The organism is Mesorhizobium sp. M0174, from assembly GCF_040322275.1.
In the GTDB taxonomy this organism is placed as follows: Bacteria; Pseudomonadota; Alphaproteobacteria; order Rhizobiales; family Rhizobiaceae; genus Mesorhizobium.
In genome coordinates this window covers 543,857-566,810 of the sequence record NZ_JAMYTB010000002.1, presented here as the reverse complement: position 1 = coordinate 566,810, position 22,954 = coordinate 543,857, and the positions used below count along the sequence as shown (strand labels likewise).

Here is a 22,954-nt window from a genome sequence, read left to right as displayed (position 1 = left end):
TTAGTCTGTTGCCGCCGCCGCGGCGGAATCGGGCTGGGCGGCGGCAACTGCGTCTAGGCCTTCCACTTCCAGGCGGCGGCATTCCACGACGCGGTGCGGGTGTTGGCGTTGGGCTCGAAGCCGTCCAGCCCCTTCTTGCGCCCGAGGACGATTGTGTACGCGAACAGCGGCAGGAAGGGCAGATCGTGGCGCACGACTTCCTGCACACGATTATAGATCGCGCGCCGTTCTTCCGGATCGAAGCTGCGAGCACCCTTTTCGAGCAGGGCATCGACCTCAGGATTGGAATATTGCCCGGTGTTCGAACCGTGTCCGCCTTGAGCGGCGATTGCCTTCGTATGGAGCCGGTTTGTGGCGTCGGGGTCCGCGGCAATCAGATAGGTGACGCCCACCATGGCGGTGTCGAATTGCGATTTCAGCCAGAACTCGCCCCACATGACTGCAGCCGGCAAATTCGAGATCGTCATCTCGACGCCGATCTCGGCAAACGTCTGCTGCAGGAACTGCTGCGTCTGCTCCCGCAGGTTGTTGCCGGAAGTTGTCGAGTTGGAGAAGGACAGTCGCACCCCATCCTTGGCGCGGATTCCATCCGGTCCCGGCACCCACCCGGCCTCATCGAGGATTTGGCGCGCCCGGTCCAGATTGAACTCCTGAACCGGCAGGTTCGGGTCATAGTAGTAGGACTCCTTCGGCATGAAGGTCTCGGTGAGGGTACCCACGCCGTAATAGATCGTGTCGACAATCGCCTTCCTGTCCAACGCGGCGTAGAGCGCCTGGCGCACTGCCAGGTCCTTGAACTGCGGGCGGCCCAAATTGAGGTAGATCGACTCCAGGGATGCCCCTGTCTCCAGTGTCACCACGCGGTCCGGTAGTTCGCGGGCTTCAGTATAATGGTCGGCGGTGATGAACGACTGATCGACCAGGTCCACGTCGCCGCTCTTGAACTGAGTGTAGAGCACGGTCATGTCGGGGATGTATTTGAAGATGAGCTGCTCGACATAGGGACCTTCGCCGGCGTACTCAGGATTGGCGACGAGCTCGATATGATCGCCCGCAACACGCTGGCCCCATTTGAATGCTCCGGTGCCGACCGGCGCCTGATTGAACGCGGCTGTGTTCGGATCGGCTTCTTTCCCCAGAATGTGCTTCGGCACGATGAAGGTTTCGGCCAAGAACGAAAGATAGGGCGCGAAGGCCTCCTTCATCCGCCATGTGATCTCGGTGGGCGAAACCACTGTGATGTCCTGCACGAGCGAATGGCCGCTCGTGCGCCAAGCCCGAAACTTCGGGTTCGTGATGAGCTCAAGGGTGAATTTCACGTCTTCGGCCGTGAAGGGCTCACCGTCGTGCCAGCGGGCATTGTCACGCAACCGGACGCGCCAGTTGAGACCGTCCTCCGAAATGCCGCCGTTCTTTTGGCTTGGCACCTCGGCCGCGAGGTTTGGATGTAGGCCGCCTTGGGGATCCATGCGGACCAGCGCGTCGAAAACCGAGAAATGGATCGCGTCATCGACCTCGATATGCGCCATCAGCGGATTGAACACGGTCGGCTCTTGGGAGAGGCCGACGACGACGCGCCCGGCCGGCCCTGCAGGAGGGGTCTTGGCGAAGGCGGGCTTGCCCAACAGATTGGGCGCGATGAGGCCTGCAGCCCCACCTATCGCCATCAGTCGCAGCGCTTCGCGCCTCGAGTAGTTGGACGTAGTCGATGAATTTTTGGTCATGGTAGTTCCTCTCTTGTTATTTCTTATGCGTTTGCTGCTACTGGACCGGCATTGCCCGGCCGCTCTCCTGGAATCGCCGCTACCAGTTGGCGCGTGTAGGCTGCTTGCGGGTTCAGGAATATTTGTGAGGGCGGTCCGCGCTCGACGATCCGGCCCGTCTGCATCACTGCGATTTCGTCGCAGATCTGGCTGGCGACGCGCAGGTCGTGCGTGATGAAGACCATCGACACGCCCGTCTCGCGCTGGATCTTGTCCAGAAGCTGCAGGATCTGCGCCTGGATCGACACGTCGAGTGCGGAGACCGCCTCGTCGGCAATCAACAGCTTCGGCTTGAACATCAGCGCACGAGCGATGCCGATGCGCTGGCGTTGCCCACCCGAGAACTCGTGCGGGTAGCGGCCAAAAGCGCCGGCATCGAGACCGACATGGGCCAGAAGCGCACGCGCTTCATCGCGCGCTTGGACATAAGGCATCCCGTGCGCCAGCGGGCCTACCGTCATGATGTGACCGACCGTCGAGCGTGGGTTCAGAGAAGCGAAGGGATCCTGGAAGATCATCTGGATCCGCGGTCGAAGCGGGCGGAACTTCGCTTCGGAAAGCTTGGCTATGTCACAGCCCTCAAACAAGATCCCGCCGCCGTCACTGTCCAGCAGCTTGATCAGCAGCCGGCCCAGCGACGATTTCCCCGAACCGCTCTCGCCTACGACCCCAAGCGTGCGGCCGGGCGCCAGTTCGAACGAAACCTCGTTGACCGCTGTCACAGTCCGTTGCGCGCCGAACAGCGCGCTGCCACCGCGATAGGTCTTCACCAGACCCTCAACCTTCAGGATCGGCTCCTTGCTGGCAGCGTCCGGACGGGGGCGATCTTCGCCGGTCAAATGCGGTACGGCTGCAATCAGGCGCTGGGTATAAGGGTGCTTGGGCGACTTCAACACCTGCTCGGCGCTGCCTTGTTCGACGACATGACCCTTTTCCATCACCACGACGCTGTCGGCGATCTCGGCCACCACGCCGAAATCATGGGTGATGAACATCACGCTCATGCCCTTGCGCCGCTGAATGTCACGGATCAGTTGCAGGATCTGAGCCTGGGTGGTGACGTCGAGCGCGGTGGTCGGCTCATCCGCAATCAGCACCGTCGGCTCGAGCGCCAAGGCCATGGCGATCATGACGCGCTGCCGCTGCCCGCCCGAAAGCCGGAACGGGTACTGATAATACATGAGTTCGGGATCTGGCAGGCCTACTTCAGTGAGCAGTTCGATTGCGCGGTTGCGACAGGTTTGTGGCGTGCCGAAGCCGTGCGCGGCCATGACCTCGTCAATCTGCGCGCCCACCGTCATCAGGGGATTGAGCGCCGAGAGCGGGTCCTGAAAGATCATCGACACGACCCGTCCACGCAGGTTGCGCAGCTTGTCTGGCGACATGCCAACGATGTTCATCCCTTCCAGCTGGATGACACCCGATGAGAGGCGGATCACCTTCGGCAGAAGCCCCATGATCGCGTTCGCCGTCACCGACTTACCCGATCCGGACTCGCCTATGATGCAAAGGATCTGGCCGCGTTTCAGATCGAAGGAAATGTCCTTGACAGCATGGGTCCGTTCCATGCCTTGCGGCAAATTCACTGTGAGGTCGCGCACCGAAAGCGCCACATCGTGGGGGGCTACAGCCTGGATGCTTGCGATCATCGAGATCACCTCCCCTTTCAACCGAGCGCGTCCACCCTGTTGCGGACCGCATCATCGCCCTTTGAGCAGAAGCGCCTCACCCTAGCGGCCGTAGTCCCGCCTTCTCGACGCTTCGCGCGCTGAGGCTGCGAGAGACGGGTTCTGCTCATCCTAGCGGCTCCCTTATGAAATCCGATCCGTGTACCGGACTCTGTTCCCTTTTTCTTGGAGAACTCTCCGAAGGAGCAAGCCTTGCCTGTCGAATGTCCTCTGGAGCCTGCCTGCCAAAAGGAAGGGTTGCTCCGTTCTTGCAGCCAGTCTGACTGTTCTGTTTCCGCAGAGTCTTCGAAACTTGGCCCTCGCGCGGCAGGAACTTCTGAAAAGAACATCCAGTTCGGCATTTCACTCTGTTCCCGTTTCGGCGCGGAAACCGGGATCAGGCAACCATATCCTTTATTCGGCAATACGTGGCCATGAGGGATAGGACCAAAGATTTCCGGTGTACATCGACACCATTTGCGGGCCATGGCGCCCAAACGGATTGGTGACCGTGCGGCCCATCGCAATGTCGGCCAAGGCGCTGCCGATCAAGGTCGACGACTGCGCCGTATGCCGCCCATGCCGCAGATGACGCGACTGCATGAAATGTACTCCAGCTTGCCCACGCAGCGAGCTCTTAGCGCAATAATTGCCTGTCCTGGGGGCTGCTAAACGCAGGAAATTCCGTCCAGGCACAAACTCCGCAGTCTGCCTCTGCGGGCGGCAGGTTAGGATGGTTCAAATTACCGGAGTCCCATCCATGCCCGCGCCGCTCATGCACATCGACTGCAGCCCTTCCCTCCCTCGCGAGGCGGACGTCGTCGTCATCGGCGGCGGGGTGGTGGGCGTGTTCAGCGCTTACTATCTGGCGCGCCGCGGCCTCAAGGTCGCCCTGGTCGAGAAGGGGCGTATCGCGGCCGAGCAGTCCAGCCGCAACTGGGGTTGGTGCCGCCAGCAGAACCGCGATGCGCGTGAGCTGCCGATGGCGACCAAGAGCCTCGACCTCTGGGAGAAGGTAGCACAGGAGACCGGCCAAGACACCGGCTTTCGCCGCTGCGGGCTCCTCTATCTCTCACAAGACGAAAATGAGCTGGCAGGCTGGGCGAAGTGGCGCGATTTTGCGAGAACGGTCGGCGTCACCACGCACATGCTGAGCGCGGAAGAAGCCACCGAACGGGGCAGAGCGACGCGCCGCAAATGGAAAGGTGGCGTGTTCTCGCCAACCGACGGAACGGCGGACCCTTCCAAGGCAGTGCCGGTTGCAGCGCGCGGCATCATGGCGGCGGGAGGCACCGTACATCAGCACTGCGCGGCGCGCGGGCTGGAATTGAGCGCCGGCCGGGTGAGCGCTGTCGTGACCGAAGCGGGTAGCATCCGGACAAAGACCGTGGTCATGGCCGGGGGCGCGTGGGCGTCTTCCTTCTGCAACCAGCTCGGTGTGCGTTTTCCGCAAGCTGCCGTGCGTCAGTCCATTCTGGCCGTGGCGCCAGGCGCAAACGGTCTGCCAGATGCCCTGCATACCGCTCGCATCTCTCTGACGCGGCGCAGCAACGGTGGATACACGCTGGCGATCAGCGGGCGGGCGCGTGTCGATCCAACGCCGCAACAGTTCAGGTTCAGCCGCGAGTTTGTACCTATGTTCGCCCGCCGCTGGCGCAATCTCGCCCCGGGCGCCTTCGAGGGCTGGCGTCAGGGCCACGAAAGCCTGCGCAAATGGACCCTCGACGACATCACGCCAATGGAACGGAACCGGATTCTCGACCCGAAGCCCGACATGGGGCAGATTCGGCTGACATATCGGAGAGCCTGCGAATTGATCCCCGAACTCCAACGGGTGGCGATCTCCGATGTGTGGGCGGGTTATATCGACAGTACACCCGACGGCATTCCCGCAGTCGGCGAAGTGGAGGGGATTCCGGGCTTCATCCTGGCGGCGGGATTCAGCGGTCACGGCTTCGGGATTGGCCCCGGTGCGGGGCATATGATCGCCGACATCATCGCAGGCAGCGAGCCTATTGTCGATCCGCGTCCTTATAGGCCCGAGCGTCTGAAGACCGCTGCGTGGGGCAAGGTCGCTGAATTCTGAGAAGACCGTCTTGCCAAGGTACAATCGGTCGCACACGAGATTGAGGCACGATGCGGCCAGCACCAAAAACAGGGAACTGACGATGCGCGAATATGAGATTGCCGCCATTCCTGCCGACGGGATCGGGCCAGAGGTCATTGCCGCAGGTCTCCAGGCGCTTGAGGCGCTGCAGCAACGCTGCGGCGACTTCAAGCTGCGCGTCCAGCACTTCGACTGGGGCTCGGATTACTACAAGGCCCATGGTCGGATGATGCCCGAAGATGGCGTGGCGCAACTGAAGCGCTTCGACGCCATCTTCTTTGGCGCGGTAGGCGCTCCCGACTTGCCCGACAATATCACGCTCTGGGGCCTCCGGCTGCCGATTTGCCAAGGCTTTGATCAATACGCGAACGTGCGGCCAACAAGAATATTGCCCGGGATTGTTTCGCCTCTGGCGGGTGTTGGCCCTGGCGATCTGGATTGGGTGATCGTGCGGGAGAATTCCGAGGGCGAGTATTCGGGCCACGGCGGCCGCGCCCATCGCGGCCTCCCCGAGGAGGTCGGAACCGAGGTCGCGATCTTCACGCGCGTCGGCGTCACCCGCATCATGCGCTATGCATTCCGGCTGGCGCAGTCACGGCCGCGAAAGCTCCTGACCGTGGTTACGAAATCCAACGCTCAGCGTCACGGGATGGTAATGTGGGACGAAATCGCAGCCGAGGTGGCGCAAGAGTTCCCTGACGTCGCGTGGGACAAGATGCTAGTCGATGCTATGACAGTGCGTATGACGTTGAAACCTCGGAGCCTCGATACGATCGTCGCCACCAATCTTCACGCCGACATATTGTCGGACCTTGCAGGCGCGCTCGCGGGCAGTCTCGGCGTTGCACCGACCGCCAACATTGATCCCGAGCGTCGCTATCCCTCGATGTTCGAGCCAATTCACGGCTCGGCATTCGACATCGCCGGCAAGGGTATTGCCAACCCGGTCGCCACCTTCTGGACCGCTGCCCAGATGCTCGAACATCTGGGCGAGAGCGCAGCGGCCGTGCGGTTGATGAGCGCTGTGGAAACGGTGACGAGTGAAGGCGTGCTGACGCCGGACGTGGGAGGGACAGCGACCACGCAGGAAGTGACGGACGCCGTCTGCCGAGCGATCCGCGGTTCGAACATGTGACAGGTTTCCAATGAAGCTCGACAAGATCGACATCAAGATCTTATCCCAACTGCAAAAGAACGGGCGAGTCACGAATGTCGAGCTTGCCGACCTTGTCAACCTTTCGCCGAGCCCTTGCCTGATGCGGGTGAAGAAGCTTCAGGCGGAAGGCTTCATCACCGGCTATTCCGCCCAGATCGATGTGTCCAAGCTCGGACAGACTCTAACGATCTTCACCGAAGTCACGCTCAAGCACCATCAACAGAACGACTTCGCGAGATTTCTCACCGCAATTCAGAAAGTCGATTCGGTCATCGAATGCCATCTGGTTTCAGGCGGTTACGACTATCTTGTGAAGTTCGTCACAGCGGGCATCAGCGAGTACCAGACGATAATGGAGCGCATGATCGAATTGGATATCGGAATCGACAAATATTTCAGCTTCGTCGTGCTGAAGTCACCGATCGTGAAATCCCATTTGCCTCTCGACATCATTTTCGACAAATGAGAATGCAGCTCCGCAGTCTCGGATCTGGAGAGCCGCGCGCCAGCGCTCCTTCTTGCTGTTTTCGCTGCGCTTGTGCAACGGCAAGAGATTCCACATACCGGCAACTTGCTTTGCACTTGGCAGACGGCGGCATCACCTGAGGATTGCTTCGGGGCGCCAGGCGTCTACCGCATTGACTCAGGTCGGTTCGGTGATGGCAATGATCACCCCTTCATCGCTGCCCGCACGTCCTTATCTTCGAGGGTTTGGTCCAGCGTCATCCGCGTGCGTTCAAGGATTTCATCAATATCGTCCTCGGTGCAGCAGAGCGGCGGCGCAAAGCCGAGGATGCCGCTGTTGAAGGCACGGATGACAAGGCCGTTTGCCCACGCGCGCTCGAAGATGCGGCGCCCCGGATCGGCCGCCGCCGGCAGCGGTGTCTTGCGTGCCTTGTCGGTGACCAACTCGATTGCTGCCAGCATGCCGCGACCGCGAATGTCGCCAACCAGCGGGTGGTCGGCGAGCGAGCGAAGGCCTTCCATCAACCGCTTCCCCACCTTCCGCCCATTCTCGAGCAGGCCATCTTCATAGAGACGCAGACATTCGAGCCCGACCGCCGCGCTCACGGGATGGGCCGAATAGGTATAGCCATGGCCGACAGCCGCTTTGCCGGCTCCGTCCGCGATCGTATTGTACACATGGTCCGACATGAAGACGGCGCCCATCGGCACGTAGCCCGAGGTCAGTCCCTTCGCCGTGGTCATGAAATCCGGCACGACCTCGTCTTCCTCACAGGCGAAGAGAGGGCCTGTGCGGCCAAAGGCAGTGATAACTTCGTCGGCAATGAACAGAATGGCGTGTTCCTTGCACACGGCGTGCAGAGCCTTCAGCCAACCTGTCGGTGGAACGAGGACACCGCCCGAACCCTGGATGGGTTCGGCGTAGAAGGCCGCAACGCGGCCCGCGCCGAGTTCTGCAATTTTGGCCCGCAGGGCCGCGACCGATGCGCCGATGATCGCCTGCGGATCGGAACCGACTGGATTGCGATAGGCGTAGTGCGAGGGAATCTTGTGCTGCCAGTCGTAAGGCACGCCGAAACCCGCGTGAAAAGCCGGGATCGCGGTCAGACCTGACCCTGCCGTCGAGGATCCATGGTAGCCGTGCTCCACGGAGATGAACTGGTCCTTTTGCGGCGTACCCTTGGCATGGTAGTAATAGCGAATGAAGCGGATCGTACTGTCGACTGCGTCGGAGCCGCCAAGCGTGAAATAGACATGGTTCAAATCGCCGGGCGCCAGCTCGGCAAGCCTGGCAGCAAGGCGAATGGCAGGCTCGGATCCCAACCCGAAATATCCCGTCGCATAGGGAAGCTCTCTTAGCTGCTTTGTCGCTGCTTCAATGACGCTTTCCTGGCCATATCCGATATTTACACACCATAGACCGGCGAATCCGTCCAGCAGGGTTTTCCCGCTTGCATCGGTCACGGTTGCGCCTTTGGCGGATTTGAGCACCCGCACGCCCGTCTCCTCGTGGCTCCGATAGCATGAAAACGGGTGAACCAGATGTGCGCGATCGAGTTCGATCAGTGAGTTTGCCAGCATTTGCTTCCTCCGATTCAGCGTAGTGCCTGACTTACGAGAGCGTAAGTCCGGTGTGGTGCGGTTTCGTCCTTCAGCTCGTTTTCCAGCGTGATCTGCTGCGCGGTCACGGTTCATTTCGGGCCTGAATTCGCCTAGGCCGAAGATAGCCCGCCGCGGACAGCAGTTCCTCCCGACCAGAACCTGAGCGATGGGCGTTTTGACTTTCCTTTGTCGCCGGCGCCGCATCTTATGCCGACGCGCGGCTGAAGGATCGCGCTCCGCCGAAGCTCGAAACGAACTCAGGCGCAACTCTCTGCCAAAGCTCTCACGCAATACAAAACAATCTGCTTCAGGGCGCATCGAATGCGGCGACTAGTCTTCTGCGGTCCTCATTATGATCCTTGCTGTTAAAGGCACGCGGTGCCGACAGGATTGGAAGGATCGACGCCCATGACCCAGTTCAGACCGAAATACATCACCTTCGACTGCTATGGTACGCTGACCAACTTCGACATGGCCGGTGCGGCGAGACGCGTATACGGCGCGCAGCTCTCCCCAGCTGGGATGGCGCAGTTCATCAAGGATTTCTCGGCCTATCGCCTCGACGAGGTTCTTGGCGCCTGGAAGCCGTACAGCGAGGTCGTGCACAATTCCGTGGAACGGACCTGCAAGCGCAACGGCGTCGCATTCCGGCCCGAAGATGCCCAACGCATCTATGCGGAAGTGCCGACATGGGGTCCGCACCCGGATGTCCCGGCGGGCCTGGCCAAGGTCGCCAAGGAGATTCCGCTGGTGATCCTGTCGAACTCCATGAAGAGCCTGATCATGTCGAATGTGGAGAAACTCGGCGCACCCTTTCACATGGTCATCACGGCCGAGGAGACCGGCGCCTACAAGCCGCAGATGAAGGGCTTCGAATATATGCTCGAGAAGCTAGGCTGCGGCCCGGAGGACATCACACATGTGTCGTCTTCATTCCGCTACGATCTCATGACCGCCTATGATCTTGGCATCAAGAGCAAGGTCTGGGTGAACCGCGGCCATGAACCTGCGAACCCCTTCTACGAATATACCGAAATCAAGGATATCGGCGGTTTGGCCGGCGCCGTCGGGCTGGAGCCTGTTCGGGAATTCGCCTAACTTTGTTTGCTGGCGCAGTCGCACCAGGCTGAGGCACTCCCAGACGTTAATAATCACTGGTCGCGATAGAGAAAGGGGCGGTTTTCACCGCCCCTTTCTTGTGGTTCCAACGCTTTAGGGCTGCAAGTGTTTCCACCTGCGTGCAAGATAACTAGTTAAGCCCGCCAACATGAAGCGCCTTGACCTCGAGATATTCCTCGATGCCGAGCTGCGATCCTTCGCGCCCCACTCCCGATTGCTTGACACCGCCGAAAGGCGCAACCTCGGTAGAGATCATGCCTGTGTTGAGCCCGACCATACCGAACTCCAGCGCCTCGGCAACACGCCATGAGCGCTTGAGGTTGTCGGTGTAGAAGTAGGCGGCAAGGCCGAACGGCGTACCGTTCGCAATGGCGATGGCCTCTTCCTCCGTCTCGAAGCGAAAAAGCGGCGCCACTGGACCGAACGTCTCTTCCGATGCCAGGAGCATCCCCGCAGTAGCTTCTCCCAGCACGACGGGCCGTGCATATTGCTTACCCTCCGGCATCGTCTCGCTTTGGGCGATGATCTGCGCGCCTTTCGCCTGAGCATCGGCGATGTGACGCTCGATCTTGTCGATCGCGGCTGCGTTGATCATCGGGCCGATCTCAGTGCCCTCATCGGTCCCTGCGCCAACCTTCATCCGCGTGACGCGCCGGCTCAGCTTTTCGGCGAAAGCGTCGTAAACGCCTTCCTGCACAAGAATCCGGTTCGCGCAGACGCAGGTTTGACCGCCATTGCGGAACTTGGATGCGATCACCCCTTCAACTGCCTTATCCAGATCGGCGTCGTCAAAGACGATAAAGGGTGCGTTGCCGCCAAGCTCCAGGCTCAGCCGCTTGATGGTATCGGACGCGCCGCGCATGAGCAGCGCACCGACGCGGGTCGAACCGGTGAACGAGATCTTGCGCACCGTCTGATTGGCCATCAGTTCGTTGCCGATTTCGACGGGCATGCCGGTCACAATGTTGATCACGCCTGCAGGGATACCTGCCCGTTCCGCCAGAACGCCGAGCGCCAGCGCCGAGAATGGCGTAAATTCCGACGGCTTGATGACAACCGTACAACCTGCGGCCAGCGCCGGTGCTACTTTGCGTGCGATCATCGCGTTGGGGAAATTCCACGGCGTGATGATGGCGCAGACGCCGACGGGTTCTTTCAGCACCAGAATGCGGCGATCGGCCGTGGGTGACGGAATGGTCGAGCCACCGATCCGGCGAGCTTCTTCGGCGAACCATTTCACGAAGGAGGCGCCGTAATGGATTTCCGCCAATGCCTCGGCAAGCGGCTTGCCCTGTTCCAGCGTCAGCAGGAGCGCGAGATCCTGTTCGTGCTGGCGGATGAGGTCGTGCCAGCGTTCCAGAAATCCTGCACGCTCGGCATGCGTCCTTTTCTTCCAGCCTTTGAAGGCCTCGGCCGCGGCATCGATTGCCGCTCTCGTCTCGTTCTCCCCCATTGCGGGAACGGTGCCGAGAACAATTTGGCTGGCAGGGTCAATGACATCGACCGCGCCCTTCGTTTCCGCATCCCGCCAGACACCGCCAATCAGCGCCTGCTGGCGAAAAAGGTCGGAATCGTTGAACATGCCAACCTTCGTCATCGCATTCATGGTCTTTTCCTCTTCCCTTTCAACTTAATCCTGCCAGCACGGCCTGCGCGATCGTTTCAGTCCTGTCCTTGCCTGCGATCGTGCCAATCCCCCGCGCGGTTGCGGACTCGATTGCCGACATCACTTCCGCCGCAGCGTGCCCCTCGCCCAGATGCTCGAGCATCATGGCACCGGACCAGATCGCGGCGATCGGATTGGCGACGCCGAGATGCGCGATGTCGGGCGCCGAACCATGGACCGGCTCGAACATGGAAGGCACGCTGCGATCGGGATTGATATTGGCGGAGGCGGCGTAACCCAGCCCTCCCTGAATGGCCGCTCCAATATCGGTGAGGATGTCGCCGAAAAGGTTCGATGCGACGATTACGTCGAGGCTTTCCGGCGCCAGGACCATACGGGCGGCAATGGCGTCGATGTGGTAGTGCGAGACCTCCACATCGGCATAGTCTTTCGCCACCTCGCGCGTGACCTCATCCCAGAAAACCATGGAGTGCTTCTGCGCGTTGGATTTGGTGACAGATGCGAGCTTCTTGCGACGCGCCCGCGCCTGTTCGAAACCGAAACGGATGATCCGTTCGACACCCGTACGCGTGAAGATCGCAGTCTCAACCGCGACCTCATCGGCCGTGCCGGAATGAACGCGCCCACCGGCGCCGGAATATTCGCCTTCCGTATTCTCACGGATGCACAGGATATCGAAACCATCGGAGCGGAGGGGCCCCTGAACGCCCGGCAACAGCCGGTGCGGTCGTATGTTGGCGTACTGCGTGAAGCCTTTCCGGATCGGCAGGAGCAGTCCGTGAAGCGATACTGAGTCGGGCACTTCCGCGGACCAGCCCACAGCGCCGAGATAGATCGCATCGAATTTTCGGAGTGTATCGATGCCGTCTGACGGCATCATTGCACCGGTCTCCAGGTAGTAGGCGCACGACCACGGGAATCTTATGTCATCAAGGACGAAACCGCCCTGCTTAGCCGCCACTTGCAGCACCTGCCATGCCGCCTGCGTCACGTCCTTGCCGATGCCGTCGCCGGGGATCAGCGCTATCTTGTAGGTCTTCATGGATGGAGGTCCTCATTCGCACTGGCGTGGCCCGAACAGTAGTCGACCGCCCGCCGCATTTTCCGTCGAGGTTTATGCCTCCGACGGCGTCGAATCGCGTCAGGCGGAACCTGAAAAGCCGATTGTTCTGGAACCGCCGCGCGCTATTCGGCCGGACCTTGAGCACTGAACTCAGTCATAAACGCAGACGTAGATCTTGCGTACGGTCTCGATCGTGCGCCAGACGCCGACGAAACCGGGTTTCATCACGAAACTGTCGCCGGCGCGGTAGGTCTTGGTCTCACCGCCCTTCTCCTCGATTTCTACGAGACCCGAGACGATGTGGCAGAACTCGTAGATAGTGCCCTTGATCGAATGCGTCTCGCCGGGCGTCGCCTCCCAGACGCCGGTCAGAACCTTCTCACCTTTCGAGGCATCCTGCGCCCAAGTCTTGAAGGATGGATTGCCGGAAATGAGCCGCTCCGGAGCCGGTAATGCCTCCTTCGGCGCAAAGTCTGGAACTGTGTCGATCGTGATCAGAAGTGACATGTGATGATTCCTGGTTAGTAGCCGAGTGTCCGATCGACGAGGCCGATCAGTTCTTCTCCGGCGCGGTGGCGCCGAATGTTGTCGACGACGGATTGTGCCGCCGTATGCGGTTGCGTCACCGAGGCGATGTGCGGCGTTATCATCACCTTCGGATGCGACCACAGCGGATGGTCTTCCGGGAGCGGTTCTGGATCGGTGACATCAAGCATCGCCGCAGATACGTGACCGGTGTCGAGCGCGTCGATCAGCGCGGCCTGGTCCAGTTGCGGACCCCTGCCGACATGCAGCAGTTGAGCCCCGGCGGGCAGTAAGTGGAAGAACTCCGCGTCGAGCATGCCGTGCGTTTGTTCCGTGAGCGGGAGCAGGCAGACGAGAATATCCGTTTGCTTCAGAAAGCCCGCGAGTTGGTCCGTGCCGTGAAAGCAGGCGACGTCCTCGATCCGCTTTTCGCTGCGGCTCCACCCGGCAAGCTGAAACTGGAACGGCTTCAAACGCTCGATAGCCGCGCGGGCCAGCATGCCAAGGCCGAGAAAGCCAACCCGGCGTTCGGCCGCCTGTCGAGCGGCAATCGGTTTCCAGAGGCATCTTTTCTGCTGCTCAAGATAAGCGGGCATCTCGCGGTGGAGCGCCAACACGCCGAGCGCAACGTATTCCTGCATCATGCGTATGATGCCGTCCTCGACCATGCGCACAAGCTTCACATGGCTTGGCACCACGTCCTGCTTGAACTGGTCGACGCCCGCGCCGATGGAAAACAGCACTTCCAGATTGCGGTAGCGCGAGATCTCGTCCGGCACCGTCCAGGTGATGAGATAGCGCACCTTCTCCGGCTCCATCTCATCTCCGGAATGGAAGAAATCCAGATCCGGGAGCTCGCGCGCGAATATCTCGCGGAAGACCGCAGCACGCGCCGCATCGGAATTGAAAAGAAACGCCATGGCGACCGCCCTTCCTTCAGGCCGCAAGACGCGCGCCAAGCCCCTCGATCATCTTCCGGCAAGCGGCGAGTTCACCGATCTCGATATACTCATTGGGACGATGGGCACGGCCGATGTCGCCAGGACCGCAAATGATCGCGTCGATGCCGGCCTGCTGGTAAAGCCCGGCCTCCGTGCCGAAGCTGACGGCTGTGAGCGGCTCCTGCCCCGTCAGCTCGGTCAGAACGGCCGCTAGCGCGCTCCCGTTCGCGGGCGCGAGGGCGGGATAGGTGCTCAACTCGTGCCACGCCACATCGAAGCCACTGTCTCGCAGGGCGAAAAGCCGGGTCTTGACAGGCTCAAGCAGGGAGGCTGGAGAAACGCCGGGCACGGCGCGCACCTCGATATCGGCTGTGCATTGGCCAGGGATGATGTTGACCGCCTGTCCACCGGCGATGACGCCCACCTGCAAGGAAGAATATGGGGGCTCGAAATTTTCATCGAGCGGCCCGTCGGCGAGGGACTGGCCGTAGACCACGGCGTATGTGATGACGCTGGCCATGGCGTGCACAGCATTGAGTCCGAGATCGGGGCGTGAGGAATGGCCGGATCGCCCGATCACCTCGAGCCGCGCGGCGGCCTTCCCCTTGTGCGCGCGCACAGGCTGCATCCTGCTCGGCTCGCCGACAATGGCGCCAAGCGGCCTCTCGCATAAGCTCGGCAACGCGGCCAGGAGATGCGGCACACCACGGCACCCCGCCTCTTCGTCATAGGAGAATGCGAGATGAACTGGCTGCCGCAGGTTCATCGCCGCAAGTCCTGGGAGCGCGGCCAATGCGCAGGCGAGGAAGCCCTTCATGTCGGTGGTGCCGCGGCCGTATAGCCTGCCGCCCTCGCGGCGCAGGACGAACGGATCCGAGCTCCATTCCGGCTCGCCGGCCGGCACGACATCCATATGTCCGGAGATGATGTAGCCCCGACCCTGGCGCGGGCCGATCGTCACGAAGAGGTTGGACCGGTCGCCCTCAGGACCGGGCAGAACCGTCACCTCGGCTCCGGCTGCCTGACAGTAGTCGCGGATCCAATCGACGATCGCGCGGTTTGGCGTGCCCACAACAGAGGGAAATCCAATCAGCGTCGCGAGGATTTCTTCCACGTTCATGGCGGTCCGCTCTAATCGCACATTATCACCGGGTGCAACCAGCGTATCCGCAGGCAGCAGAGTTCGCTGCCGAATTGCGTCATGCTTTGGCCGAAGATTGCGAAAAAGCACCTCGAACCAGCGAAACCTGCTGGCTTTCCCGTATAATGCTACGGCAAAAGAGGCATGTCGCGACACGGCGATCGATCACAACGTCACACCGCGTGCCTTGCGCATTTGTTGAAGGATCGACTGAGATGCAGAGATCAGTACGCCTGAAATCCTTCGAACTGGTCGCGCGGGACATCAATGATGTCGACGTTGAGCTGCTGCACGCGCTGTCGATCTCAGTCCGCTGGCCTCATCGGCCGAAGGATTGGAACCTACTGCGTCGCGCCGGCCAGGGCATCGTTGCCGTTGATGGTATTGGACGCGTTTTCGGCAGCGCGATGTGGTTTCCTCACGGGAACGATTTCGCCACCATCGGCGTAGTGATCACAACGCCCCGCACGCAAGCGCAAGGAGGCGGCCGGTGGCTCATGGACCTAGTCCTCGAGCAGTGCGGCGATCGCAACTTGGCACTCAATGCTACCCATGCTGCCTATCCTCTTTATGTCTCACTCGGTTTCACGACCGAGGCGACTGTATACATGCGCCAGGGTGAAGTCCCACCGATCCTCCCAACAGTGCCGTCCCTGGACGGTCAATTGCAGGCGCTGTCGAGCGACAGGCTGAAGGAAATCACGGCGCTGGACACCCGCGCGTTTGGGACAAACCGCGAGAGGCTGCTCACGTTGCTCGCGGCCGATGCCTCAATCTGCACTTTGAGCCGCGGCAGCGAGATCGTCGGCTATTCCATGTGTCGCGAGTTCGGGCGTGGTCACGTGATCGGCCCGATGGTCGCGCGAAACGATCTCGACGCGGTCCATCTTACAGCCGTGCATCTGAACGGACTGGCAGGACGATTTGCCCGTGTCGACACCCGCGAGAAGGATGGCGTGTTTGCCGCGTTTCTCCAGCAGTGCGGCCTCGGCATTGCCGAGACCGTTACGACCATGTCCAAGGGGCGCCGCTTTCTGAACCGGGAAGACAATGGGCCTTGGGTCTATGGATTGGCCGGCCACGCCTTGAGTTGAATGCAAGCACGCTGTCGCCTTCAACCAGCGGTTAGAGGACCAGGTCGATCAGTGCGGGCGTCGATCAACCGGCTTAATGCCGTTGCCGTCACGCGGCCGGAACGGCTGCCGCCTCGAATCTGCTCCGAAGCCCGGATCGGTCTCCGCTGCCGGCATTGTGAGCGTCCGACGCCCATCCGCCACGCCATCCACGATGACATGGCCGATGCCGCGCGAGCACGGCTCGATGCGCGCGTTGAGATGATAAATGTCCCGCAGCAGATGTGAGGTGATGATGTCCCGCGTTGGCCCGCATGCGACCAGCCGGCCGTCCGCGATGACCATTGTCTGATCGCTGAAGCGCAGGGCCTGATTGAGGTCGTGCAGGGCGATCAGCACGACCATGCCTCGCGCCCTGGCAAGTTCCCGCATGAGACCGAGCACTTCCACCTGCCGCGACAGATCGAGTGCTGATGTCGGTTCGTCCATCAGCAGGACCTCCGGCTCGCGCACCAGCGTCTGTGCCAGGCTGGCGAGTTGCCGCTGGCCGCCGGAAAGCTCGCCAATGTTGCGGAAAGCGATGTCGGCGATGCCGAGCGCCGCAAGGGTCTCGTCGATGCGAGCCAGATCATCGTCGCCCACGGACCAGCCCATACCCTGCTTGCGGGCGAGCAACACTGACTCATAGACGGTGAGCACCGCGTTGGCGGACGTTTCCTGTGGCATGTAGCAGATGCCGCTCGTCCCGCGAATGGCCCCCTCGACATGCATTGCTCCCGGTCCGTGCAGGAGGCCGGCGATGCGCCTGAAGAGCGTCGACTTCCCGGCGGCATTCGGACCGATCACGGCCACAATGTCTCCGCCCTCGAACGCTGGGGTCGTCACATCCCGAAGCCGGAGGCTCGTGCCGTAGCGCGCGCCGAGCGCCTCAAGCCGGATCGTCACCATGAGCGCCTCGTGCTGGAGAGGACGAGCGAGATGAAGAAGGGGATGCCGATCAGCGAGGTGACGATGCCGATCGGGAAGACCGTCCCCGGGATAAGCGACTTGCTGACGACCGAGCTGGCCGACAGGATGAGCGCGCCCGCAAGGGCCGAGGCGGGCAGGAAGAAGCGTTGGTCCTCGCCGATGATCATGCGCGCGATGTGCGGGCCCACGAGGCCGATAAAACCTATGGTGCCGACGAAGGCGACCGGAATGGCGGCGAGGAGGCTCACCAGGATGAGCGTCTCGAGCCGCAGGCGACCGACTTTGACGCCGAAGCTGGCCGCCTTGTCCTCACCGAGCCTCAACGCCGTCAGCGCCCAGACGCGCCGGGCGAAAATGGGTAAGACTGCGAGGAGAATGAATGTGGTGACCGCAACCTTAGGCCAGGTGGCCTTGGTGAGGCTGCCCATTGTCCAGAAGACGACCGCCGCCAGCGCTTCCGCCGACGCGAAAAACTGGACGAGCGCGAGCAGCGCGTTGAAGGTGAAAACCAGCGCGATGCCGAGCAGCACGATGGTCTCCGCGCTGACGCCGCGCTTGACGCTCAGCACGTGAATGAGGAAGGCCGCCAGCATCGCCATCACGAAGGCGTTGATCGGCACTACATACTCGACTGCGGCGGGGACAAGCCTCACTCCGAAGGCAAGCGCAAGCGCGGCGCCGAAGCTCGCGGCGGCGGATATGCCGAGCGTGAAGGGGCTCGCCAGCGGATTATTGAGGATGGTCTGCATCTGCGCGCCGGCCACGGCGAGCGCCGCCCCTACGACAATCGCCATCAGGGCCACCGGCATGCGGATGTCCCAGAGCACCACGCGCACCTGCTGCGGCACGGTGTCGGGGAACACAAGGGCCCGCACGACCTCGCCGAGGTCGTAGCGGGCGGGACCGACCGCAAGGTCGACGCACAGGCTGAAGAGCAGGGCAGCGCCGAGGCCGGCAAGGATCACCTGCCGCCGCCAGACGAGGGCGCGGTAACGCCCTCGTCCATCGGTGCTGTGGAGCGCGGTGCTGACGGCCGTCGATTCAATCGACATCGGTCAGCGAGACCCAGTGGCCGGGCCTGTATGCGATGGGCAGGAATTTCTTGTGCAACTCGCTGAAGGACGCCTCAGGATCAAGGTCGGCGAAAAGATCGGGATGCAGCCACTTCGCCATCTGCTGGATGGCCACGAACTGATAAGGACTGTTGTAGAACTGATGCCAGATGGCATGCACCGCGCCGTCCTCGACGGCCTTCACGCCGGTCAGCGCCGGCCGCTCGGTCAGCGCCTTCAGCTTGCGCACCGCCTCCGCCTCATCACGGCCGGGGCCGACGCCCACCCAGGCACCGCCCGGTACATAGGCTTCCCACGAGCCGCCGGTGACGATGATCTGATCCGGGTCGGAGGCGATGATCTGTTCGGGATTGAGTGTGCCGAAGGTGCCGGGGATGATGTCTTTGGCGATGTTGTCACCGCCTGCCATCTCAACGAATTTGCCGAAATTGTCGTCGCCGAAGCTCATGCAGCAATCGTCCGAATAGCCGCCGGCGCGTTCGATGAAGACCTTGGGCCTTTCCGGCTTGGCCTTCTCGATTACGTCGGTAACGCGCACGATCTCGGCGGCGCGCCAGGTGATGAATTCCTCGGCGCGCTGCTCCTTGCCGAACAGCCTGCCAAACAGGCGCATGCTGGGTTCGGTGTTGGTAAAGGGACGCTCGCGGAAATCGACATAAACCAACGGAATGCCGGCAGCGGTGAGTTTCTCGATATACTCGGCGTCTTCCGTGGCCTGCTTCGACTCGGTGTTCATCACGATGACGTCGGGCTTGAGCGATACTGCCTGCTCGACGTCGAAAGTGCCGTCCTTGAAACCGCCGAATGTGGGGATATTCGCCATCCTTGGGAATTTTTCCAGATAGGCGGCGTAGTTGTCCGGATCCGCTTGGCTGAAATTCTCGCGCCAGCCAGCGATGCGCTTGAACGGATCCTCGGTGTCGAGCGCCGCGACGAGATAGACCTGCCGGCCCTCACCCAGGATTACCCTCTCGACAGGGACGTTCACCTTGACTTGGCGGCCCGTGATGTCGGTCACTGCAATCATTTCGGCCCTGGCGGCCAGCGTCATCGACAGAGCGACGATAGCGGCCGCCATCGTCGCTGCTGGGATCTTTCCGAAATTCATCGCGCCCTCTCTTGAAATGGATTAGCCAGAGGGGCTTATAAAAGATGACTTCAATTCTCAAGAAATATCTTTTAGAGCCATTCCAGACTGGTTCGACGACAAGGGGTCTGGAATGGCGGGCGAGCCCAATTATTCGCTGCGGGACGAGATACGCGACTATTGGTCGACGCGCGCTGGAACATTCGACCTTTCGGTGGGGCATGAAATCTTCTCACCGCGCGAACGCCTGGCCTGGCACAGGCTGATACTCAAGCACTTGGGGCGCGGGGATGGGCGTCGCGCGCTCGACCTCGCTTGCGGCACCGGGGTCATATCCCATCTCATGCACGACCTGGGTTATGCCGTGACCGGGCTCGATTGGTCAGAGGCCATGCTTGCCCGCGCGCGTGCAAAGGCGACGCAGAGGGAAAGCGGCATCCGGTTTCTGTTCGGCGACGCCGAGCGCACCCTTGAAAAAGCAGAGAGCTATGACGTCCTCGTCACCCGTCATCTCGTCTGGACCTTGGTGGATCCGCGAGCAGCATTCGCCGAATGGTTCTCGCTGCTCAAGCCTGGCGGACGGCTGCTGATCATTGATGGTGATTTCGTCAGTAAGACCTGGGTAACCTCTCTGCGACAAGTCCTGGAAAGGGCCGTTGGCCGGACAGTCGGGCCGGTCCACGAACTGGATCAGGTGATGGCGGACCGCCATGGCAGCATCCTCTCACGGTTGCACTTTTCGCATGGCGCCAAAGCGGACGAGGTCTGCGCGCTTCTGGTGGAGGCTGGCTTTGAGATGCCTGTGGTCGACACCCGGCTCGGCGCAATTCATCGTGCGCAGGCGCGGCACATGAACTTCCTCAGGGCGCTGGAACGCTCGACGCAGCATCGCTACGCGATCTGCGCGACCAAGTCGGCCTGGTAGTTGGGGAATTCTAACGATTTCCACAACCATCTATCGGCGATCGTCGGCTCTCACCCCGCCATTCTGATCTGACATCCGTACCGCAGATATGCGACGTCGGAGTTGCACAGGAGCGATCTTTGCCGAGCAGATACCCTACGTCGCGCTTATGTGGCGGTAAGTTGTCAGTCCGCTACGTCAAGTTCAAGCCAGAGATTAAGAAGAACGGAGCAATCGCCGCATAGGCGTCTGCCTGCGTGGGTCTGGACGGATTCACTCATGCGCAATATGAATTATGAGTGGAGATGAGGCTGCCGTGGCGCTCACATTTTCGCGGTGTCGCTAAGGCAGGTGACGCTCATTCAATGACGCTGCGCCGGGTGGGTTGGCCTTCTGGTCTAACGCGCCCGCAGAAGTGTCGATATCAGGGGATCTGGTCAATGACCGACAACAAGCCAGACGTTACCAAGGATTGGCAAGCGACGCAGGGCCAGAAGTCCTCCGCCACGCGCCTTCGCCTTTTCGCCGCACTCTCGTGGATCGTCGCCATTGGCGGCGAGATCTACGGAATCATGCTGCTTCGCCAGAGCAAGTTCGGCCAGGCACACCTGCCGCTGGTCATCGGCCTTCTGGTCGGCATCGCGATTTTCGCAATCGCCGGCAACTTGCTGTGGAAGGCGGCCAACAGGCACGATCCGGCCCGTGCATCCGACACGGCCAGGTTCTTCTTCCAAAACCAGCTCGGCGCAATTATCACGCTGATTGCTTTCCTTCCGCTGGTTTTCTTGATCCTCACCGACAAAAACATGGATCCGCGGACCAAGAAGGTTGCCGGCGGCGTCGGCGCTGCTCTGGCCGTGCTCGCGACGGTCATGGGGATCAGTTTCAAACCCCCGTCGGTCGAGCAGTACACCCAGGATATGAACGCATGCGCGGCCCAGATCAAGTCGGGGCAGCCCACCACCGCCTGTTCGCCCGATGTCGCCGCTCAGGCGCAGGCGATCGCGACGGACACCGCCGCGGTAACGGCGGCGACGCGGGACGCGAGCCACCCCGCCGGTCAGGATGTCGTCTACTGGATCGCGCCGGAAGCCGGAGCCGCGAAGTCCGCCGAGCCGCATGTTTTCCACCTCTGCGCAGGCGTGAGTCCGCTGAAGGGCAAGACCGTGAATAGTGGCTCAGTGACGGAGGCCTACGCGCAGAACGCCGTCCGCATCACGAAACAGATCGATATGGAACAGAAGCAGTGCGGGTTCACCCCCACAACCAGCACCAACTGAACCTGCCTGCGCTCGATCGCGTCTATCGGGGCCACAGCGCCAGCCCGGAGAACAATGATGCATAGATGGACGGTGTGTATACCCGTAGAGGGTTAAAGGCCCCTACGATCGGCTTTAGAGGAGACTACGTCGATGACGAACGTGCGCGCCCTTGTCCTCGAACGCCAACACGAACTCAAGCTGCGTGACATCGATCTGCCACAGACCGTCGGCCCGGGCGAAGTTCGCATCAAAATCCACACTGTCGGCATCTGCGGCTCCGACGTGCACTACTACACACATGGCCGCATCGGCCCGTTCGTGGTCGAAGCGCCGATGGTCTTGGGCCATGAAGCCGCCGGCACCGTCGTCGGAACGGGTGAAGGCGTCGAGCATCTGAAGGTCGGCGACCGCGTCTGCATGGAGCCGGGTATCCCCGATCCCAATTCGCGGGCGAGCCGGCTCGGCCTCTACAACATCGATCCAGCGGTCAGGTTCTGGGCAACGCCGCCGATCCACGGCGTGCTGACGCCCTATGTCGTCCACCCCGCCAACTACACTTTCAAACTGCCCGACAATGTCAGCTTCGCCGAGGGCGCGATGGTGGAGCCCTTCGCTGTCGGCATGCAGGCGGCGGCCAAAGCGAAGATTGCGCCGGGTGACACCGCGGTGGTGATTGGCGCCGGGCCGATCGGCACGATGGTGGCGATCGCCGCGCTCGCCGGCGGCTGCGCCCGCGCCGTTGTAGCAGATCTCGCCCAACCCAAGCTCGACATTGCCGCCGGCTACCAGGGTGTGATCCCGATCAACGTCCGCGACAAGAACCTGGCGGCGGAGGTCAAGCGCCTGACCGATGGCTGGGGCGCCGACGTGGTGTTTGAATGCTCGGGCTCGTCCAAGGCATGGGAGACCCTGCTCGATCTGCCGCGGCCCGGTGGTACCGTGGTGGTGGTCGGCCTGCCGGTCGCGCCGGTGGCGTTCGACATCGCTACGGCCTCTACCAAGGAAATTCGCATCGAGACGGTATTCCGCTATGCCCACCAATATGACCGGGCGATCGCACTGATGGGATCGGGTCGGGTCGATCTCAAACCATTGATTTCGGCGACCTTCCCCTTCGAAGACTCCATCACCGCATTTGATCGCGCGGTCGAAGCCCGGCCGGCGGACGTAAAGCTTCAGATCCAATTGCCGGATTAAGGCGAGTTCCAAATCCCCCGGGCTGCCCTCCCGATCTCCTGTGCGTTGCGTAGCTTCTTGGGCCGCCAAGGCTGGCTGACGGCAGCCCTGAGCGCTTTTGGTGCTGACACACGGCATTTACCGGCGGCGCTCCCTCCAAAAACAACTCCACACCCGGCGATGACGGGATCCTCTGGGACCACGAGCAAATCCCTTGAGTGCTGAGAGGGAACC

General features: G+C 61.5%; 19 protein-coding genes and 1 pseudogene. 8 read left to right on the top strand and 12 right to left on the bottom strand.

The window, feature by feature from the left end; genetic code table 11:
- Positions 1-53: 53 nt before the first annotated feature.
- The 3 genes from NKJ13_RS06170 to NKJ13_RS06160 form a co-directional block, all read right to left on the bottom strand.
- On the bottom strand, positions 54-1,724 hold the full coding sequence (locus NKJ13_RS06170) for a peptide ABC transporter substrate-binding protein (protein WP_352478671.1): 1,671 nt from the start codon (positions 1,722-1,724) through the stop codon (positions 54-56).
- A gap of 23 nt (positions 1,725-1,747) precedes the next feature.
- Entirely contained in the window at positions 1,748-3,412 is a 1,665-nt protein-coding gene (locus tag NKJ13_RS06165; RefSeq protein WP_352752786.1) for an ABC transporter ATP-binding protein, read from the bottom strand.
- A gap of 432 nt (positions 3,413-3,844) precedes the next feature.
- Positions 3,845-4,033 carry a hypothetical protein gene (locus tag NKJ13_RS06160; RefSeq protein ID WP_352507723.1) on the bottom strand — a complete coding sequence of 63 codons (189 nt, stop codon included), beginning with the start codon at positions 4,031-4,033 and terminating at the stop codon, positions 3,845-3,847.
- Between the two features lie 157 nt (positions 4,034-4,190).
- On the opposite strand from NKJ13_RS06160, the gene NKJ13_RS06155 reads away from it, so the two are divergent.
- The 3 genes from NKJ13_RS06155 to NKJ13_RS06145 all read left to right on the top strand — a co-directional run bounded on the left by NKJ13_RS06155 (position 4,191) and on the right by NKJ13_RS06145 (position 7,159).
- Positions 4,191-5,516 carry an NAD(P)/FAD-dependent oxidoreductase gene (locus tag NKJ13_RS06155; RefSeq protein ID WP_352507722.1) on the top strand — a complete coding sequence of 442 codons (1,326 nt, stop codon included), beginning with the start codon at positions 4,191-4,193 and terminating at the stop codon, positions 5,514-5,516.
- A gap of 82 nt (positions 5,517-5,598) precedes the next feature.
- Positions 5,599-6,672 (top strand): tartrate dehydrogenase, encoded by a 1,074-nt coding sequence (locus NKJ13_RS06150; RefSeq protein WP_352507721.1) that lies wholly within the window; start codon positions 5,599-5,601, stop codon positions 6,670-6,672.
- Between the two features lie 10 nt (positions 6,673-6,682).
- Positions 6,683-7,159, top strand: a complete 477-nt coding sequence (locus NKJ13_RS06145) for an Lrp/AsnC family transcriptional regulator (protein ID WP_023718597.1) — start codon at positions 6,683-6,685, stop codon at positions 7,157-7,159.
- Between the two features lie 203 nt (positions 7,160-7,362).
- On the opposite strand, the gene NKJ13_RS06140 is transcribed toward NKJ13_RS06145, so the two are convergent.
- The gene (locus tag NKJ13_RS06140) at positions 7,363-8,739 is read right to left on the bottom strand and encodes an aspartate aminotransferase family protein (protein ID WP_352777438.1); all 1,377 of its coding nucleotides are present in this window, start codon (positions 8,737-8,739) and stop codon (positions 7,363-7,365) included.
- Between the two features lie 429 nt (positions 8,740-9,168).
- On the opposite strand from NKJ13_RS06140, the gene NKJ13_RS06135 reads away from it, so the two are divergent.
- The gene (locus NKJ13_RS06135; RefSeq protein ID WP_352752789.1) at positions 9,169-9,858 is read left to right on the top strand and encodes a haloacid dehalogenase type II; all 690 of its coding nucleotides are present in this window, start codon (positions 9,169-9,171) and stop codon (positions 9,856-9,858) included.
- Between the two features lie 151 nt (positions 9,859-10,009).
- On the opposite strand, the gene NKJ13_RS06130 is transcribed toward NKJ13_RS06135, so the two are convergent.
- The 5 genes from NKJ13_RS06130 to argE all read right to left on the bottom strand — a co-directional run bounded on the left by NKJ13_RS06130 (position 10,010) and on the right by argE (position 15,155).
- Positions 10,010-11,485, bottom strand: coding sequence for an NAD-dependent succinate-semialdehyde dehydrogenase (locus NKJ13_RS06130; protein WP_352777390.1), 1,476 nt, complete (start codon positions 11,483-11,485; stop codon positions 10,010-10,012).
- A gap of 19 nt (positions 11,486-11,504) precedes the next feature.
- On the bottom strand, positions 11,505-12,548 hold the full coding sequence (locus tag NKJ13_RS06125) for a tartrate dehydrogenase (RefSeq protein WP_352777389.1): 1,044 nt from the start codon (positions 12,546-12,548) through the stop codon (positions 11,505-11,507).
- A gap of 171 nt (positions 12,549-12,719) precedes the next feature.
- Positions 12,720-13,076 carry a cupin domain-containing protein gene (locus NKJ13_RS06120; protein WP_023678793.1) on the bottom strand — a complete coding sequence of 119 codons (357 nt, stop codon included), beginning with the start codon at positions 13,074-13,076 and terminating at the stop codon, positions 12,720-12,722.
- A gap of 14 nt (positions 13,077-13,090) precedes the next feature.
- The gene (locus NKJ13_RS06115; RefSeq protein ID WP_352752794.1) at positions 13,091-14,014 is read right to left on the bottom strand and encodes a 2-hydroxyacid dehydrogenase; all 924 of its coding nucleotides are present in this window, start codon (positions 14,012-14,014) and stop codon (positions 13,091-13,093) included.
- A gap of 16 nt (positions 14,015-14,030) precedes the next feature.
- A complete protein-coding gene (gene argE / locus NKJ13_RS06110; RefSeq protein WP_352701471.1) occupies positions 14,031-15,155 on the bottom strand; it encodes an acetylornithine deacetylase in 1,125 nt (374 codons plus the stop codon).
- Positions 15,156-15,391: 236 nt separating this feature from the next.
- Here argE and NKJ13_RS06105 point away from each other — a divergent pair, with 236 nt between their 5' ends.
- Positions 15,392-16,270: a GNAT family N-acetyltransferase gene (locus NKJ13_RS06105; protein WP_352646234.1), complete on the top strand. Its 879-nt coding sequence runs from the start codon at positions 15,392-15,394 to the stop codon at positions 16,268-16,270.
- 177 nt (positions 16,271-16,447) lie between these two features.
- Here the strand turns inward: NKJ13_RS06105 and NKJ13_RS06100 are convergent.
- The 3 genes and pseudogenes from NKJ13_RS06100 to NKJ13_RS06090 all read right to left on the bottom strand — a co-directional run.
- A pseudogene (locus NKJ13_RS06100) lies at positions 16,448-17,197 on the bottom strand (ABC transporter ATP-binding protein); the annotation flags it as partial.
- Complete coding sequence (locus NKJ13_RS06095; protein WP_352777388.1) at positions 17,191-18,270, bottom strand: FecCD family ABC transporter permease; 1,080 nt, start codon at positions 18,268-18,270, stop codon at positions 17,191-17,193. The pseudogene NKJ13_RS06100 and the gene NKJ13_RS06095, both read right to left, overlap by 7 nt.
- The gene (locus tag NKJ13_RS06090; protein WP_352777436.1) at positions 18,260-19,369 is read right to left on the bottom strand and encodes an ABC transporter substrate-binding protein; all 1,110 of its coding nucleotides are present in this window, start codon (positions 19,367-19,369) and stop codon (positions 18,260-18,262) included. Before NKJ13_RS06090 ends, NKJ13_RS06095 begins: the two co-directional genes overlap by 11 nt.
- A 142-nt stretch (positions 19,370-19,511) precedes the next feature.
- Between NKJ13_RS06090 and NKJ13_RS06085 the strand changes: the two genes are divergently transcribed.
- The 3 genes from NKJ13_RS06085 (at position 19,512) to NKJ13_RS06075 (ending at position 22,741) form a co-directional block, all read left to right on the top strand.
- On the top strand, positions 19,512-20,303 hold the full coding sequence (locus tag NKJ13_RS06085; protein WP_352777386.1) for a class I SAM-dependent methyltransferase: 792 nt from the start codon (positions 19,512-19,514) through the stop codon (positions 20,301-20,303).
- Between the two features lie 419 nt (positions 20,304-20,722).
- Positions 20,723-21,562 carry a hypothetical protein gene (locus NKJ13_RS06080; RefSeq protein ID WP_352777384.1) on the top strand — a complete coding sequence of 280 codons (840 nt, stop codon included), beginning with the start codon at positions 20,723-20,725 and terminating at the stop codon, positions 21,560-21,562.
- A gap of 132 nt (positions 21,563-21,694) precedes the next feature.
- Positions 21,695-22,741: an NAD(P)-dependent alcohol dehydrogenase gene (locus NKJ13_RS06075; protein ID WP_352777382.1), complete on the top strand. Its 1,047-nt coding sequence runs from the start codon at positions 21,695-21,697 to the stop codon at positions 22,739-22,741.
- Positions 22,742-22,954 lie beyond the last annotated feature (213 nt).